Consider the following 16612-nt stretch of genomic DNA (forward strand, 5'->3'; position numbering starts at 1 on the left):
AGGAAAGGCTATGTGCGAGTTGCTCGGGATGAGCGCGAATGTCCCTACGGACATCTGTTTCAGCTTTACCGGGCTTGTGCAGCGCGGCGGCAAAACCGGCCCGCATAAGGATGGTTGGGGCATCACCTTTTACGAAGGGAAAGGCTGCCGGACGTTTAAAGACCCGCAGCCCAGCTTTAATTCGCCGATAGCGCGTCTGGTGCAGGATTATCCCATCAAATCCTGCTCGGTAGTGGCGCATATCCGTCAGGCGAACCGTGGCGAGGTGTCGCTGGAAAACACCCATCCTTTTACCCGCGAGCTGTGGGGACGCAACTGGACCTATGCGCACAACGGCCAGCTGAAAGGCTATCGCGGGCTGGAAACCGGCCCTTTCCGCCCGGTTGGCGAGACGGACAGCGAGCAGGCGTTCTGCTGGCTGCTGCATAAGCTGACCACGCGCTATCCGCGCACGCCGGGCAACTGGCCGGCGGTGTTTCGCTATATTGCGGAGCTGGCGAAGGAACTGCGGGAAAAGGGCGTGTTCAATATGCTGCTGTCGGATGGCCGCTATCTGATGGCGTTCTGCTCGACCAATTTGTTCTGGATCACGCGTCGCGCGCCGTTCGGTAAAGCGACGCTGCTGGATCAGGACGTGGAGATAGATTTTCAGAAGCAGACCACGCCGAACGACGTGGTCACGGTTATCGCCACTCAGCCCTTAACGGGCAACGAAACCTGGCACAAAATCGCGCCAGGCGACTGGGCGTTATTTTGCCTCGGAGAGCGCCAGCGCTGACTGGCTGGTGGCGCCGTTCAGCAACGGGCTGTTCAGCACGTACTTGCCGCCGCTGACGCCCATTGCAGGCGGCTGGCGGTTTTTTACAAACTCGGCGTAGCCGGGCTGGAGCTGCTGCCAGAAGCTGAAGTAAACCGAATAGCGATGGCGCTGCAGGTTGCTGTCAGTCATGCGGAACGGGTAAATGCTGACGGCCACGCGCGGCTGGCCGTTGCGCAGCGCTGCTTCCACATAGCGATAGATATCGCCGATATTGGCATCCGTCATGGCATAACAGCCCACGGAAACACAGTTACCGTGGATCATCAGGTACTTCCCTTCATAACCCTGCTGACGGTCGTATTCGTTCGGGAAACCCGTATTAATCGCGCGATAAAAGCGGCTGTCCGGCTTCAGCTGGGAAAGCCCCACGCTATAAAACCCTTCCGGACTTTTAAAATCGCCCTGGCGACGTTTAGGGCCTAAACCGCCGGAGAAATTACAGATACGGTAGCTGTCGAGCAGCCGATATTCGGTGCCGATTTTGCCATACAGCTCAAGCGTGCGTTCTTCTTTAAAAATTTGAATATAAACAGGTGTGCCGAGTAACTGCTTCTTTAACTCTTTGCTTACCGGCGCCAGAGGAGCGATCGGTGCGACCGGCGCGCTGGCGAAAACAACGGCTGGCAGAAAAAACATCGCAAACAGCAGTGCGATTTTGCCCATTCTGGTTCCCTTGATAGTAGGGTTGATACGCCGTCCGAAGACGTGGTTGACTCGCAGTTTCGGAAATATCCGTAAAAGCTGCGTCACATTAGCATTGTCTATTTTTTTATCAAGAGAGCCGCGTAGAAAAATCCGAGAAAAGTTGCGCCAGGCCGCTGCCGCTGCGCTTCCGCCGCCCGTTAACCTGTTGAAAACGCGCTCGCTGCCTGTATACTTATCCAGTGTTGGCGGAGGGGCGAATGCGCAAGATTATACATGTAGATATGGACTGCTTTTACGCGGCGGTGGAGATGCGCGACGATCCCAGCCTGCGCAATATCCCTGTCGCTATTGGCGGCAGCCAGCACAAGCGCGGCGTGATCAGCACCGCTAACTATCCCGCCAGGAAGTTTGGCGTGCACAGTGCGATGGCGACCGCGACGGCCCTTAAGCTTTGCCCGCATCTGAAAGTGATCCCCGGCCGTTTTGACGCTTATAAAGAAGCCAGCGCGCATATTCGGGAAATTTTCTCGCGCTACACCTCGCTTATTGAACCGCTGTCGCTGGATGAGGCCTACCTGGACGTCACCGACAGCCCGCACTGCCACGGATCCGCCACGCTGATGGCACGGGAGATCCGGCAGACCATCGCCCGCGAGCTGGATCTCACCGCGTCGGCCGGGGTGGCGCCGATTAAGTTCGTCGCTAAAATTGCTTCGGATATGAATAAGCCGGACGGCCAGTTTGTGATCACGCCGCAGGAGCTCCCGCAGTTTCTGTTGACGCTGCCGCTGGCAAAAATACCCGGCGTCGGCAAGGTCACGGCGAAAAAGCTGGAGGAGCTGGGCCTGCACACCTGCGCCGACGTGCAGAAAACGGATCTGGCCGCGCTGCTAAAGCGCTTCGGCAAGTTTGGCCGCGTGCTGTGGGAGCGCTGTAACGGCATCGACGAGCGCGAGGTGGTAACGGATCGCCTGCGTAAATCGCTGGGCGTGGAGCGCACGCTGTCGGCAGATATTCATGAGTGGGAAGCGTGCCTGGAAATCATCGATTTTCTCTATGCGGAGCTGGAACGGCGGCTAAAGGTGATTAAGCCCGATCTGCTGATCGCCAGGCAGGGCGTAAAGCTGAAGTTTGACGATTTCCAGCAGACGACCCAGGAGCACGTCTGGCCAGTGCTGAATAAAGAAGACCTGATCGATGTGGCGAAAAAAACCTGGGAAGAGCGGCGGGCAGGGCGCGGCGTGCGTCTGGTCGGGCTGCACGTAACCTTGCTGAATCCGCAGCTGGAAAGACAATTACTGCTGGGAATTTAATGCCGCGTACGTTGCCCTGAGCAACATTACTGGCGGGAGAGAAAACGGGCGAAGCGGAGTGCTTCGCCCGACCTGTTTTACTTAGCCGGAATAGCCTTCAACAGCGCGGTCAGCAGCTGCCAGTAAAGGCCAACGCTGCCAATATGCACCTGCTCATCCGGCGAGTGTGGGCCGGTGATGGTGGGACCAATGGAAACCATATCCATATCCGGGTACGGCTTTTTAAACAGGCCGCACTCCAGACCCGCGTGGATCACCTGGATATTCGGCGCTTTGTTAAACAGCTTTTTATAGGTTTCTTCCACCAGCGCCATCACTGGCGAAGAGGCATCGGGCTGCCAGCCGGGATAGCTGCCTTTCGCCACGGTTTTCGCACCCGCCAGGTCGCCCAGCGCCGTCAGCGTTTCCACCAGGTAATCTTTGCCGCTGTCGATCAGCGAGCGCACCAGGCAGTTGATACGCGCTTCGTCATCCTTAATCGACACCACGCCAACGTTCAGCGAAGTTTCGACCACGCCTTTCATCACGTCCGAGTTGCGGATCACGCCGTTTGGCGTGCTGTTCAGCAGCGCAATAAAGGCGTCGCGGCTGGCGGTAGTCAACGCCTGCTCGTTAGCGGCGATATTTTCCACCACGATATTGATGTTTTTCTCTTTCAGGCCCAGCTCGTTACGCAGGGTTTCCAGATAGTGCAGCGCCAGGCCCTTAAGCTGATCAAGCTTGTCGGCCGGAACGGCCAGCGTTGCCATCGCCTCACGCGGTATAGCGTTACGCAGCGTGCCGCCGGTAAAATCCACCAGGCGCAGATCCAGCGTTTTGGCATGTGCGAACAGGAAGCGGGCCAGCAGTTTATTCGCATTGCCTAAGCCCAGATGGATATCCGCGCCGGAGTGGCCGCCCTTCAGGCCCTTCAGGATCAGCTGGATATGCTCGTAGCCGGCTGGCACCGCCTCACGGCTCAGCGGCAGCGTGGTGGTAAAATCGATGCCGCCCGCGCAGCCCATATAGATCTCGCCTTCCTCTTCCGAGTCGGTGTTGATCAGGATATCCGCCTGTAGCCAGCCCGGTTGCAGACCGAAAGCGCCAACCATGCCGGTCTCTTCGGTCATGGTCAGCAGCACTTCCAGCGGGCCGTGCTCAACGGCTTTATCCGCCAGCACTGCCAGCGCGGACGCCATGCCGATGCCGTTATCGGCGCCCAGCGTGGTGCCGCGCGCCTTAACCCATTCGCCATCCACCCACGGCTGAATGGGATCTTTGGTGAAATCATGCGTGGTGTCGTTGTTTTTCTGCGGCACCATATCCAGATGCGCCTGCAACGCGACCGGCTTGAGGTGCTCCAGCCCTTTCGTGGCCGGCTTGCGGATCAGAATATTGCCCACTTCGTCGCGAAAGGTGACAAAACCCTGCTCGTCAGCCCAGCTCAGCACATAGTTAGCCAGCTCTTCCTCATGATAGGAAGGATGCGGAATTGAACAGATTTTGGCGAAGATATCCCACAGCGGCTGTGGTGACAGTTGAGAAAGTTCGGACACGTTAAATCTCCTGTGTCGACATCCCCGGCCAGCGGCACGCGGGAGTGAGCATTTGTGATAGGGTTGGTCAATATCTGACGCAGCAAACCCAAAGAATATCATTGTTTCCAGAGGCATGCTTAGTTCGCTTCGGCAAAAAAGCGCCTTCCGGACTATCCTGTGCTGGTTTTTAGCGGCTCAGATCTCTATAATTCCGCGCAACCCATCCCATTGTACATTTTTAAGCCGTTATTATCGGCCGGGACTCCTTTTATGAGTGAAAAATACGTCGTCACCTGGGACATGCTGCAAATCCATGCCCGTAAACTGGCCCAGCGCCTGCTTCCTGTCGAACAGTGGAAAGGCATTATTGCGGTCAGCCGGGGTGGCCTGGTGCCCGCTTCGCTGTTGGCTCGTGAACTCTGCATCCGTTATGTCGATACCGTGTGCATCTCCAGCTACGACCACGACAACCAGCGTGAAATGCACGTGCTGAAGCGTGCGGAAGGCGACGGCGAAGGCTTTATCGTGATTGACGATCTGGTCGATACCGGCGGCACCGCTCAGGCGATCCGCGATATGTATCCAAAAGCGCGTTTCGTGACTATTTTTGCCAAACCGGCCGGTCGCCCGCTGGTGGATGACTATGTTGTGGATATTCCACAGAATACCTGGATTGAACAGCCTTGGGATATGGGCGTGGTGTATATCCCGCCAATCGTAAAAGGTTGATTTAGCTCAATCAAAACGCCCGGTTCCGCCGGGCGTTGCGCGTTTTACGGTTCGCGTCAGCCGCCTGGCTGCTATAGACTAAGACGATTCTCCGTGTGTCGAAGGATCGTACTATGTCGCCTAAAAATCTCAGCGAAGAACTCTTCAAGCCCCGTTTTAAGCATCCAGAAACGTCCTCCCTGATCCGGCGTCTGCATCATCACAAGCCGCTGCCGCTGCATTCCGCGCTGGAAGGCGACAGCCATGCGGGCTGGTATCGGATGATCAATCGTCTGCTCTGGACGTGGCGGGGACTGTCGCCGCTGGAGATCGGCGAAGTGCTGGCCAGGATAGCCAGCAGCCGCGCCGACCACACTGATGAACAGCTGCTGGATACGGTGATCGGCTATCGCGGCGGCAACTGGATCTACGAATGGTCGCAGCAGGCCGCGCGCTGGCAGGAGAAAGCCGCCTCGGCGGCTACCGATGCCGAGGCGGGCCAGTGCTGGCTGCACGCCGCCAACCTGTACGGCGTAGCGGGCTATCCGCATCTGAAAGGCGATGAGCTGGCCGATCAGGCGCAGCAGCTGGCGAATCGCGCCTACGAAGAGGCCACTTCAAGGCTGCCGGGCGAGCTGAAAGAGCTGGAGTTCACCATCCCCGGCGGCAGTTCCATTTTTGGTTTTTTGCATATGCCGGAAAAAGTTCGCGCGCCTTATCCTACGGTGCTGTTGTGCAGCAGCCTGGATTCGCTGCAAACCGATCACTATCGCCTTTTTCACGACTATCTTGCGCCGCGCGGCATTGCGATGCTGACCATCGATATGCCTTCGGTCGGCTTCTCTGCAAAATGGAAGCTGACGCAGGATTCCAGTTTTTTGCACCAGCAGGTGTTAAAACAGCTGGAAAACGTCCCCTGGGTCGATCATACCCGGGTGGCTGCTTTCGGCTATCGCTTTGGCGGCAACATTGCCGTGCGGCTGGCCTGGCTGGAAGCGCCTCGACTGCGCGCCGTGGCCTGTCTGGGGCCGGTGGTACACAGCCTGTTGTGCGACAGCGCGTTGCAGGACAGCATTCCCGAAATGTATATGGACGTGCTGGCCAGCCGGTTGGGCATGGCGTCGGCTGCCGACTCCGCGCTGCGGGTCGAGCTGAACCGCTACTCGCTGAAAACCCAGGGGCTGCTGGGCCGCCGCTGCCCGACGCCGATGCTGTCTGCGTACTGGCCGAACGATCCTTTCAGCCCGGCGGAGGAATCAAAGCTGATCGTTAATTCCTCGCTCGACGGTAAACTGATGCCAATCGCACTTTCGCCTGTATTGAGCAACTTTGATAAAGCATTACGTGATATTGTTGACTGGTTAGCTAAACGATTAACACGCTGAGTGGCTAAATATTAACGCTCAGCGAAAACTAACGGGCTCAGCAAAGGAGTTTTAACAATGGCGTTACCGAGTGGGCATCCCAAAAGCCGCTTAATGAAGCGTTTCGGCACATTAGGACCTTATATCCGCGAGGCCAAATGTGTGGATGAGCGCTTCTTCTTCGACTGTCTGGCCGTTTGCGTCAATGTGAAACCTGCGCCGGAACTGCGTGAGTTCTGGGGCTGGTGGATGGAGCTGGAAGCGCAGGAAGATCACTTCACCTATGAGTATCACTTCGGCCTGTTCGATAAAGAGGGCAACTGGAAGCCTTCGGCAATTAAAGGAAAGGAAAACAACGAACGCCTAGAAGAGACGCTGCGTAACTTCCACGTGCGCCTGAAAGCGCTGCTGGAAGAGCTGGAGCTGGGTTTAAAACCCGCTGCGGATTTCGCTGACGAGCCGGTAAAGCTGACCGCCTGATAAAAGCAGGGCGGCGCTTAATTGCTCCCTGCGTTTTTTGTCTGCGCACCCATAAAAAAAGGCTGGCGATTGCCAGCCTTTGCTTACGGACACATAACGAGGGGCACAAAGAGCGCATCCGTGCGGCTCATATTTAAATCAGAACTGGTAAGTTACGCCTACCGCAACGATATCGTCGGTATTCTGCGCCAGCTTATTATCGTCATCCAGCAGGTTGATTTTATAATCCACAAACGCGGACATATTTTTATTGAAGTAGTAAGTCGCGCCCACGTCCGCAAATTTATAAATATCCGCATCGCCCACGCCGTTCTCAATATCTTTTGCTTTGGTTTGCACATAGGCCAGAGAAGGGCGGAAGCCGTTATCAAACTGATACTGTGCCACCAGCTCAATATTTTGCAGATAGTTAGCGTAACCGCTAACGGCAACGTTGGCGTTATTAATGCGCGCCGTGCCGCTGATAGGCGACATATTACGCGTTTCGGCGTAGGTGGCAGCCAGGTAAACACTGTTGTTGTCATACTTCAGGCCGGTCGCCCAGGCGTCCGCCTTGTCGCCGCGGCCGTAAACGCTGGCCTGCTGGCCGTTGGTGCGGTCGGAAGAAGAGATAGCGCCGTTAATCGTCAGGCCCTGCATCAGCGTATAGGCTACCGATGCCGCCATGCCGTCGCCGTTGGACGTGGCGTTGGAGCGGCTGCTGCTCTCATTTTTGCCCTGATACTGCAGGGCGAACTTCAGGCCCTCGACCAGGCCAAAAAAGTTGGTGTTGCGGTAAGTCGCCACGCCGTTGGTACGGGTCAGCATATAGTTATCGGCTTTGGTATACGCGGTGGCGCCAAATTCCGGCATCATATCCGTATAGGCCTCCACGTCGTAAATCAGACCGTAGTTACGGCCATAGTCGATGGATCCGTAGTCGCCGAATTTCAGGCCGGCGAAGCCTAAACGCGTTTTGGTGCCGGTGGTGCCGTCGCTTTCCGCGTTATTCAACGGCACGTGATATTCCCACTGGCCGTAGCCTGACATCAGGTCGTTAATCTGCGTCTGGCCTTTAAAGCCAATACGCACATAAGATTTGTCGCCGTCATTGTTGTCGGCGTCGCTCATATAATGCATGGCTTTCACCTTGCCGTAGAAATCGAGTTTATTACCGTCTTTATTATAAATTTCTGCGGCCTGGGCTGCCGTGGTCATAGCCAGAGCGGCGGTCAGGATTGCCAGTGCGCTTTTCTTCATTTTGTTGTTATTCCCAAATGAGTAAAATTTTAAATGGCCCGATGACGTTGTTCGGGGCACGAACGTTTTACCCTGAGGAGATGAAAATTTTATTACATTTATTCTCACTTCTTGTTAATTCCCCGTTTCTGGACTAGCGGCCTGCGCGGTGTTTTTACGCCTTTTCGGGCGGCGGCTGTTGGCTTCCGGCACCACAACTGATAAAACGTCTTCTTCACCTTTTAGAGCTATGGCAGGAAACAATGAGCAGCAGCCAGACCCTGGTCGTTAAACTGGGGACCAGCGTATTAACCGGCGGATCGCGTCGGCTGAACCGGGCACATATTGTCGAACTGGTGCGTCAGTGCGCGCAGCAGCACGCGGCAGGCCACCGGATTGTGATCGTTACCTCAGGCGCAATGGCCGCCGGACGTGAGCACCTGGGCTACCCGGAACTGCCGCCGACCATCGCCTCAAAGCAGCTGCTGGCTGCGGTGGGGCAGAGCCGGTTGATCCAGCTGTGGGAGCAGCTCTTTTCCATCTACGGCATTCATATCGGCCAAATGCTGCTGACGCGCGCCGACCTGGAAGATCGCGAGCGCTTTCTGAACGCGCGCGATACGCTGCGTGCCCTGTTGGATAACCATATCGTGCCGGTTATCAATGAAAACGACGCGGTGGCGACGGCAGAAATTAAAGTCGGCGACAACGATAACCTGTCCGCGCTCGCCGCGATGCTGGCCGGGGCCGACAAGCTGCTGCTGCTGACCGATCAGGCCGGCCTGTTTACCGCCGATCCGCGCAATAATCCGCAGGCGGAGCTGATCCGCGACGTGCACGGTATTGACGATGCGCTGCGCGAGCTGGCTGGCGGCAGCGTCTCCGGCCTGGGAACCGGCGGTATGGCGACCAAGCTTCAGGCTGCCGACGTGGCCTGCCGCGCCGGTATTGATACCATTATCGCCGCTGGCAGCCGCGCGGGCGTGATTGGTGATACGATCGACGGCAGGCCGGTCGGCACCCGCTTCCACGCGCTGCAAACGCCGCTGGAGAACCGCAAGCGCTGGATCTTCGGCGCGCCGCCGGCGGGCGAGATCACCATCGACGACGGCGCGCTGGCCGCCATGCTGGAACGCGGCAGCTCGCTGCTGCCAAAAGGCATTCGGGAGATCAGCGGCAACTTCTCGCGCGGTGAGGTGATCCGCATTCGCAGCCTGCAAGGACGCGACGTGGCACACGGCGTCTGCCGCTATAACAGCGATGCTATGCGGATGATAGCCGGACACCATTCCCAGCAAATCAGCGAAATTTTAGGCTACGAATATGGCCCGGTCGCGGTTCACCGTGACGATATGATCGTCAGTTAAGGAGCAGCAGATGCTTGAAGAAATGGGTAAAGCCGCGAAAGCCGCTTCTTACCAGCTGGCGGTGCTCTCTACCGCACAGAAAAACCAGGTCCTGATGACCATTGCGGATCGTCTGGAAGCGCAGAGCGCGGACATCCTGGCCGCTAACGAGCTTGACCTGGCGGACGCCCGCAAAAACGGCCTGAGCGAGGCGCTGCTGGATCGCCTGATGCTTAATTCTGCCAGGCTGCAAGGCATTGCGAACGACGTGCGTCAGGTGTGCCATCTGGCCGATCCGGTCGGCGTAGTGATGGACGGCGGCGTGCTGGACAGCGGGCTGCGCATTGAGCGTCGGCGCGTGCCGTTGGGCGTGGTGGGCGTAATTTATGAAGCGCGTCCGAACGTGACGGTGGATGTCGCCTCGCTGTGCCTGAAAACGGGTAACGCGGCGATCCTGCGCGGCGGTAAAGAGACTTATCGCACCAATGGCGCGACCGTTCGCGTCATACAGGATGCGCTGGAGCAGCACGGCTTACCGGCGGGCGCGGTGCAGGCAATTGAAAGCCCGGATCGCGAGCTGGTCAACCAGCTGCTTAAGCTGGATCGCTATGTGGATATGCTGATCCCGCGCGGCGGCGCTGGGCTGCACAAGCTGTGCCGCGAGCAGTCGACTATTCCGGTTATTACCGGCGGTATCGGCGTTTGCCATATTTTTGTCGATCGGGACGCGGACGCGGCGGCGGCGTTAAACGTGATCGTTAACGCTAAAAAACAGCGTCCCAGCGCCTGTAATTCCGTGGAGACGCTGCTGGTGCATACGGCGATAGCCGAGGCGTTTCTGCCTGCGCTAAGCACGCGTATGCAGGAAGAGGGTATCAACCTGCACGCCGATCCGCGCTCGCTGCCGCTGCTACAACAAGGCCCGGCGATGGTCAGCGCGGTGACAGAAGAACAGTATCGCGATGAATGGCTGGCATTGGATCTCAACGTGAAGCGGGTGGACGGACTGGACGACGCTATCGCGCATATTCGTGAATATGGCACCCAGCACTCTGACGCGATCCTGACGCGCAGCATTGTCAACGCTGAACGTTTTGTTAACGAGGTTGATTCCTCTGCGGTATACGTTAACGCCAGCACGCGCTTTACCGACGGCGGGCAGTTTGGCCTGGGCGCGGAAGTGGCGGTCAGCACCCAGAAGCTGCACGCGCGCGGCCCGATGGGGCTGGAGGCGCTGACCACCTACAAATGGGTTGTTTTCGGCAACGACACCGTGCGTAGCTGATTGCCTGGGCCACAGGGAAGTGGCTTACATCCTACAGGGAGATAAGTGGCTGAACTGAAAAGGAAGGTTCTGATGATTACGTTTTCCCAACTGCTTCCCTTCGCGGCTATCGCTTTTGGGCTGGTGCTGACGCCAGGCCCGAATATGATCTATCTGCTTTCCCGTTCCCTGTGCCAGGGCCGCCGCGCGGGCTTTGTCTCGCTGAGCGGCGTGGCGCTCGGTTTTATTTTCTATATGGTTTGCGCCGCGCTGGGGATCACCGCGCTGGTTATGGCAGTGCCGCTGGCTTATGAGGCGCTGCGCATCGCGGGGGCCTGCTATCTGCTCTATATGGCCTGGCAGGCTATTTTCGGCGGTAAATCGCCTTTTGCGCTGCGCGATCTGCCGCCCGACAGCACCCGTAAACTGTTTACTATGGGCCTGTTGACCAACCTGTTAAATCCTAAGGCAGCGGTTATTTACCTCACGCTGTTGCCGCAGTTTATCCGGCCGGAGCAGGGCGACGTATTGTCCCAGTCTTTGCAGCTTGGCTTTACCCAAATCGCGATCAGTATGCTGGTTAATGGCTCACTTATCTTTGCCGCTGGCAGTATTGCTGGCTTTCTGGCACGGCGTCCAACGTGGCAAAAGCTTCAGCGCTGGCTGATGGGCACGGTGTTAACCGGCCTGGCGATGCGCATGCTGCTGGAAGGGCGGAGGTAACGGGGAAGGGCGAGCACGCCTTGAGCCGCCAGGAAGGCCAGAAGAGAGTGGGAAAACAAAGCAGGCAAAAATATGGAGCGAGCGTTACCTGTTGATTATAAAGTCATCATTTAGTCGGCAGGCGCTTGACTCCGCTTCAGGTTTTTTTTAACGTAGTGTTCGCAGTATCCCTCCTGAAAGCCGATATAGCTCAGTTGGTAGAGCAGCGCATTCGTAATGCGAAGGTCGTAGGTTCGAATCCTATTATCGGCACCATCTCCTCATCTGTAATCATCCCAGAACATCCAAAAAATCCTTTAAAAACATGTAATTTATTCGTTTTTTATCCGTATTAGTCCGAGACCATCCAGTAGAATCCAGACAGAAAAGTGTATAGGATCGTGTATAACTCTGTTCGGTCTGGAAATTCTATACACATGCGTCTTAACGATATGCAAATTCGTCGCGCCAAGGTTGAGGATAAAGCCTATACGCTTAGCGACGGCCTCGGCCTTTCTCTCCTTATTGAGCCTAACGGCAGTAAAAGCTGGCGGTTCCGCTATCGCTATGCGGGCAAACCTAAAATGATCTCATTTGGTGTTTATCCTGTGGTTACGCTTGCCGATGCCCGACAGCGTAGGGAAGAAGCGCGTAAGCAGGTGTCAGATGGCATTAACCCCAGCGAAGCCCGAAAAGAACAGAGGCGCGCCTTAAAAGTCGGCGTTGAAAACACGTTTGAAGCACTGGCGCGTGAATGGCACGGTCTTAAAAGCGCAAAATGGTCAGCAGGCTATGCCAGCGACATCATGGAAGCTTTCACTAATGATATTTTTCCGTATATTGGAGATAGACCCATCGCTGAGATAAAGCCGCTGGAACTGCTCAATGTGCTACGAAAAATTGAGGCCCGTGGCGCGCTGGAAAAGATGCGTAAAGTTCGCCAGCGGTGTGCTGAGGTATTCCGTTATTCCATAGCGACGGGTAGGGCGGAGTACAATGCAGCAGCCGACTTATCAACTGCGCTTAGCGTTCATCAATCTAAACACTTTCCTTTCCTGACCGCTGAAGAAATTCCTGATTTCCTCAAAGCTCTCAACGCCTATAGCGGGAGCATTTTGGTCGTTCTGGCTACTAAGTTATTGATGCTAACAGGCGTCAGAACCATTGAGCTACGAGCTGCCGAGTGGAAAGAGTTCAACCTGGATGAAGCACTATGGGAAATTCCCGCAGAAAGAATGAAAAAAAGGCGCTCACATCTTGTGCCGCTATCCCAACAAGCGTTAGATTTAGTTAAGCAAATCCAAACTATGACGGGGAACTACAGGTACGTTTTCCCTGGCCGTAACGAGCCGAGCAAACCCATGAGCGAAGCGAGCATCAATCAGGCAATCAAGCGCATTGGCTACGGTGGCAAAGTCACCGGGCATGGTTTCAGGCATACCATGTCAACCATTTTGCATGAACAAGGCTACAACACAGCATGGATTGAAATGCAGCTTGCGCACGTCGATAAGAATAGTATTCGTGGGACGTACAATCATGCGCAATATCTTGAGGGCAGATCAAAAATGCTTCAGGATTATTCTAATTTTCTGCTTAAATGATGTTAATGGATGGGGTCAATGGGCGATTTAAAAAATATAAATAATTATATTGAAGTAAAAAAGCAAGATTTTGACAGCTGTATTGATGTCATTGAGCACGATCTTAAAATAGACGGTATAGATGCTACATTAAGATTCCATTATATCAAGTTTAGCGGAAATGGTGTCCCTTTAATAAATTTGCTAGCTGAAAAGTTGTATGAATATATTGTGCAGTATTGTATAGCATCTAGGAATCGTGAGGGGGAGCTAACGCCTCAGCAATATGCTCAATTGATAAAGCAAGCGAGAAAATTATTTCGCCATCCAATTATCGATGCCAAAAACCCGGATCAGACAGGAGAAGCCGGGGAAGCTCTACTTTTTTTTCTAATGGAGGCTGTACTAAATGCGCCACAACTTGTCTCTAAAATGGAATTAAAAACAAATTCAGGTGATGAAGTTAAGGGTTCTGATGGTATTCATGTTAAATGGAATGAACAGGAAAACATTGTTGAATTCTATTTTGGTGAGTCAAAGTTATATCAAAGCATTAGCAGTGCTATGGATTCAGCATTGGAAAGTATTGACAATTTTCATCTGAAGGGGATGTATAAGCACGAATTTAACATGGTTACAAAGTTTTTTAAGTATGCTAATGACGAGATAAAGTCCGCCATTACAGATTTAATTGTTTCTGGTGAGCCGGGTGAAAATGTAAGAATAAATCATGCTTGTCTTATAGGTTACAACTGGAGTGGTTTTAATAAGTTATCGAGAACGAAAGAGCTAAGTTTAGCTGATTGTTTCATTGAGAGATTTAAGGCTGATTTCCCTCGAATTCATGGGTTAATTAATGAGAAATTTAGTCTTTTTGAAAGAAAAGAATTGAAGTTCGAGGTTTTTTTTATTCCCTTCCCTTCCGTGTCGGATTTTAGAAATGCGTTTAACAAGGCTTTGGATTAAAAATGGAAAGTATAAATAAAATATATTTAAAGCTGTTAAGGTTAAGCATAGTTCACTTATTGGGAAGGTCATGTGAAGACAGCCGCTTAAATGAAACTGAAATATATAAGTTGCTTTCATATGCTTCTCTGATTTCATTGTCCTCAGATGATAATGAACTAATAAAGGCATATGAAATAATTAGTCGGGTTATAGAGGTTTCTGAAATATATAGTGAAGGGGTTATAGCTGCGGCAGATATTGTCCTGTCTAGGATTGGCAATTTTCCGGGGAGGAAGTTGATGAGAGATAGATTTAATTCGGGCTTAGAGCCAAAGTTGAATATGCATCTTTCCTTTGAGAGAATTGCCCGTGAGGCAGAGAATTTACATGAGGGGCATGAGTTAACAGACTTCCAATATAATTTATTAAGCTCTTTAAAAAATGCAGAGTCATTGAGTGTCTCTGCCCCCACATCCGCAGGGAAATCTTTCGTTTTAACATTAAATACATTAAGAAGTATCAGAGATAACCCCAAAGGATGTATAGTTTATATTGTGCCAACGCGTGCATTAATTTCTGAAACATCTTCAAATTTAAGAAGGGAGTGTAGAAAGGCTGGTCTCGATGGTGTCATTATTCGAACATCACCCGTCACTGTGGAATATAATAAAGTAAAAAATGGAGTTGTTTATGTCTTAACTCAGGAGAGGTTAATTAGTCTTTTGTCTGACATGTATGATTACCCTAATTCTTCAATCAACCTTCTCTTAATTGATGAGGCTCATGAAATACAAAAAGGTAAAAGAGGAATTATACTTCAAAACGCCATAGAATTAGCGATTGAAATGAATCCTAATATCAACTTAATGTTTTCTAGCCCATTGATAAGTAACCCAAAATATTTTCTTTCTCTATTTAAAAAAGAGCGGCATGGCTTAGCATTAACGGAAACAATCTCTCCAGTTGCTCAAAATATTCTATTAGTTAATAAGGTTAAAGGAAAAGTTAAGGGGATAAGTGTTTCAGCGCTGTTTGATAGAGATAGAGTTGAGATAGGTGAGTTCGATATAGGGTTTAGTTTTAGAGGGAATAAAGTAGAGCAAAAAGCATCATTTTCAAAATATGTGGCGGAGAGTGGTGGTTCAGTCATAATATTTGAAAGCAACCCTGCGGATGCTGAGGCTATCGCAATATGTCTATCTGGTAAACTAACTAAAGCGGTTTTAAGAGATGAGTTTGTTAATTTCATTGATTTTGTAAGGAAGGAAATTCATCTAGATTATCCATTGGCTGCATGCCTTGAAGCGGGAGTAGCTTTTCATTATGGTAATATGCCGTCAATTATCCGCAATGGCGTTGAGCATTTTTTTAAAGAAGGAGATGTAAAATATATAATTTGCACCAGCACTCTTTTACAGGGAGTTAATCTTCCTGCAAAGCATATTATTTTAGAAAATCCTAAAAGTGGAACAGAACCCATGTCACGTAGTGATTTCCAAAATCTATCTGGTAGAGCGGGTAGGTTGATGAGAGAGTTCCACGGAAATGTATGGTGTTTAAGAGCAGATGAATGGGAATTAAAATCATTTGAGGGGGAGAAATTACAAGAAATATCTTCTGCGATGTCTAATGTTATGTTTGATGGTGGGGAGTTGATATTAAATACGATTGAAGGTTATGTAAAAGATGATACTCAAAAGGAACTGGCAGATGTTGCTTTTGCTAAGCTTTACCATGAGCTGAAAAGGGATGGTTATGTTTCAAGTTACTATTTAAATCCTGCTGATTCAGCTAATTACATGGAAATCCTGGAATACAATCATGGTATAATTGATGAGTTGTTAATAACTGTCCCGGATGCTATTTTGAAAATGCATCGAAGTATTAGGCCTGATTACATTCAAAATTTATGGGATTTCTTTGATTCTAAAGATAATATTTCACCATATTTCCTTTACTCCCCCTACATTAAAGGGGGGAAGAAAAGAATTGATATGGCAATCGATGTATGTAGAGATGTATTTGACTGGCGGATTTCTGATAAATATTGTAAATGGATAAGTGTGCTGGCCTATAAATGGATGAGGGCTGGTTCGCTTAACTCACTTATCTCATACTCCGTTAATGAAGAACTGTCATCCTTAGACCGAGTTAAAGCTGAAGAAGATCCAGTGTATGTACCGAAGAAAATTTCTGGTGCTGTCCGGAGAGTTTTGAACACTTTAGAAAACCAAGTTAGGTTTAACCTAGTTAGGTATATCAAAGTTTATCAGGATGTTTTGACTTACAAAATGAAATTAAACGGGTTAGATATAGCCTCTGAGAAAGTTGAGAATATAAGTGCTTATCTTGAGTTCGGCTCGTGTAAACCTGTAGATCTCAAATTGATGTCATTGGGAATCTCTAGAAGTACGGCATTAATAATTCGAAAAAAAATGAATTTACCCACCAACGCAACTCCTGAGGAATATGTTCTAATCCTCAATAAAAGGAATTTGAAAAGCCTCAAACTCCCTGATTTTTGTTTGAGAGAAATTAATGAAGTCTTAGGTAATAGCTTTCAAACAGCCTAGCGCGCAATGCTACCCCCGCCTCGCCTGCCCGCTTTGTGCATCGTTTTTTATGCAGATGCATGAACCGGTCGAAGCCGCGCCGGGCGTGGGCTGACGGGATGTTTTTAGTCCCACATTCTGCATGCAAAATC

General features: G+C 51.8%; 14 protein-coding genes and 1 tRNA gene. 12 read left to right on the forward strand and 3 right to left on the reverse strand.

Annotation, left to right across the window (positions count from 1 at the left end; genetic code table 11):
- The first annotated feature begins 10 nt into the window (after positions 1-10).
- Positions 11-778 (forward strand): class II glutamine amidotransferase, encoded by a 768-nt coding sequence (locus EGK14_RS10850; protein WP_125289113.1) that lies wholly within the window; start codon positions 11-13, stop codon positions 776-778.
- Here EGK14_RS10850 and dpaA read toward each other — a convergent pair.
- A complete protein-coding gene (gene dpaA / locus EGK14_RS10855; RefSeq protein ID WP_125289114.1) occupies positions 749-1483 on the reverse strand; it encodes a peptidoglycan meso-diaminopimelic acid protein amidase in 735 nt (244 codons plus the stop codon). The two genes, EGK14_RS10850 and dpaA, sit on opposite strands and share 30 nt — an antisense overlap.
- A 239-nt stretch (positions 1484-1722) precedes the next feature.
- Between dpaA and dinB the strand changes: the two genes are divergently transcribed.
- Positions 1723-2778, forward strand: coding sequence for a DNA polymerase IV (dinB, locus tag EGK14_RS10860; protein ID WP_125289115.1), 1056 nt, complete (start codon positions 1723-1725; stop codon positions 2776-2778).
- Between the two features lie 77 nt (positions 2779-2855).
- Here the strand turns inward: dinB and pepD are convergent, their stop codons facing one another.
- Positions 2856-4313 carry a beta-Ala-His dipeptidase gene (gene pepD, locus EGK14_RS10865; protein ID WP_125289116.1) on the reverse strand — a complete coding sequence of 486 codons (1458 nt, stop codon included), beginning with the start codon at positions 4311-4313 and terminating at the stop codon, positions 2856-2858.
- A gap of 252 nt (positions 4314-4565) precedes the next feature.
- On the opposite strand from pepD, the gene gpt reads away from it, so the two are divergent.
- The 3 genes from gpt (at position 4566) to crl (ending at position 6847) form a co-directional block, all read left to right on the forward strand.
- On the forward strand, positions 4566-5024 hold the full coding sequence (gene gpt, locus EGK14_RS10870) for a xanthine phosphoribosyltransferase (protein ID WP_125289117.1): 459 nt from the start codon (positions 4566-4568) through the stop codon (positions 5022-5024).
- Between the two features lie 113 nt (positions 5025-5137).
- A complete protein-coding gene (frsA, locus tag EGK14_RS10875) occupies positions 5138-6388 on the forward strand; it encodes an esterase FrsA (protein WP_125289118.1) in 1251 nt (416 codons plus the stop codon).
- 57 nt (positions 6389-6445) lie between these two features.
- Complete coding sequence (crl, locus tag EGK14_RS10880) at positions 6446-6847, forward strand: sigma factor-binding protein Crl (protein WP_125289119.1); 402 nt, start codon at positions 6446-6448, stop codon at positions 6845-6847.
- A gap of 138 nt (positions 6848-6985) precedes the next feature.
- Here crl and EGK14_RS10885 read toward each other — a convergent pair whose 3' ends face one another.
- Positions 6986-8086, reverse strand: coding sequence for a porin (locus EGK14_RS10885; protein ID WP_125289120.1), 1101 nt, complete (start codon positions 8084-8086; stop codon positions 6986-6988).
- A 242-nt stretch (positions 8087-8328) separates the two neighbouring features.
- Between EGK14_RS10885 and proB the strand changes: the two genes are divergently transcribed.
- The 7 genes from proB to EGK14_RS10920 all read left to right on the forward strand — a co-directional run bounded on the left by proB (position 8329) and on the right by EGK14_RS10920 (position 16481).
- On the forward strand, positions 8329-9432 hold the full coding sequence (proB, locus tag EGK14_RS10890) for a glutamate 5-kinase (protein ID WP_125289121.1): 1104 nt from the start codon (positions 8329-8331) through the stop codon (positions 9430-9432).
- 10 nt (positions 9433-9442) lie between these two features.
- Positions 9443-10696, forward strand: a complete 1254-nt coding sequence (proA, locus tag EGK14_RS10895) for a glutamate-5-semialdehyde dehydrogenase (RefSeq protein ID WP_125289122.1) — start codon at positions 9443-9445, stop codon at positions 10694-10696.
- Positions 10697-10768: 72 nt separating this feature from the next.
- Positions 10769-11398, forward strand: coding sequence for a LysE family translocator (locus EGK14_RS10900; RefSeq protein ID WP_125289123.1), 630 nt, complete (start codon positions 10769-10771; stop codon positions 11396-11398).
- A 179-nt stretch (positions 11399-11577) separates the two neighbouring features.
- A tRNA-Thr gene (locus EGK14_RS10905) sits at positions 11578-11653 on the forward strand.
- 161 nt (positions 11654-11814) lie between these two features.
- Complete coding sequence (locus EGK14_RS10910) at positions 11815-12981, forward strand: tyrosine-type recombinase/integrase (protein WP_125289124.1); 1167 nt, start codon at positions 11815-11817, stop codon at positions 12979-12981.
- Positions 12982-12999: 18 nt separating this feature from the next.
- Positions 13000-13926 (forward strand): DUF1837 domain-containing protein, encoded by a 927-nt coding sequence (locus EGK14_RS10915; protein ID WP_125289125.1) that lies wholly within the window; start codon positions 13000-13002, stop codon positions 13924-13926.
- Between the two features lie 2 nt (positions 13927-13928).
- Positions 13929-16481: a DEAD/DEAH box helicase gene (locus EGK14_RS10920; protein ID WP_125289126.1), complete on the forward strand. Its 2553-nt coding sequence runs from the start codon at positions 13929-13931 to the stop codon at positions 16479-16481.
- Positions 16482-16612 lie beyond the last annotated feature (131 nt).

Origin of the sequence: Erwinia sp. 198 (genome assembly GCF_003937915.1) — a bacterium.
GTDB lineage: Bacteria > Pseudomonadota > Gammaproteobacteria > Enterobacterales > Enterobacteriaceae > Erwinia > Erwinia aeris.

Bases quoted from the DNA above. Each gene is read 5' to 3' on its own strand.
- proB (WP_125289121.1), top strand. From the start codon at position 8,329: ATGAGCAGCAGCCAGACCCTGGTCGTTAAACTGGGGACCAGCGTATTA.
- gpt (WP_125289117.1), top strand. From the start codon at position 4,566: ATGAGTGAAAAATACGTCGTCACCTGGGACATGCTGCAAATCCATGCC.
- EGK14_RS10910 (WP_125289124.1), top strand. From the start codon at position 11,815: ATGCGTCTTAACGATATGCAAATTCGTCGCGCCAAGGTTGAGGATAAA.
- EGK14_RS10915 (WP_125289125.1), top strand. From the start codon at position 13,000: ATGGGCGATTTAAAAAATATAAATAATTATATTGAAGTAAAAAAGCAA.
- EGK14_RS10885 (WP_125289120.1), bottom strand. From the start codon at position 8,086: ATGAAGAAAAGCGCACTGGCAATCCTGACCGCCGCTCTGGCTATGACC.
- dpaA (WP_125289114.1), bottom strand. From the start codon at position 1,483: ATGGGCAAAATCGCACTGCTGTTTGCGATGTTTTTTCTGCCAGCCGTT.
- frsA (WP_125289118.1), top strand. From the start codon at position 5,138: ATGTCGCCTAAAAATCTCAGCGAAGAACTCTTCAAGCCCCGTTTTAAG.
- crl (WP_125289119.1), top strand. From the start codon at position 6,446: ATGGCGTTACCGAGTGGGCATCCCAAAAGCCGCTTAATGAAGCGTTTC.
- EGK14_RS10850 (WP_125289113.1), top strand. From the start codon at position 11: ATGTGCGAGTTGCTCGGGATGAGCGCGAATGTCCCTACGGACATCTGT.
- EGK14_RS10920 (WP_125289126.1), top strand. From the start codon at position 13,929: ATGGAAAGTATAAATAAAATATATTTAAAGCTGTTAAGGTTAAGCATA.
- proA (WP_125289122.1), top strand. From the start codon at position 9,443: ATGCTTGAAGAAATGGGTAAAGCCGCGAAAGCCGCTTCTTACCAGCTG.
- EGK14_RS10900 (WP_125289123.1), top strand. From the start codon at position 10,769: ATGATTACGTTTTCCCAACTGCTTCCCTTCGCGGCTATCGCTTTTGGG.
- dinB (WP_125289115.1), top strand. From the start codon at position 1,723: ATGCGCAAGATTATACATGTAGATATGGACTGCTTTTACGCGGCGGTG.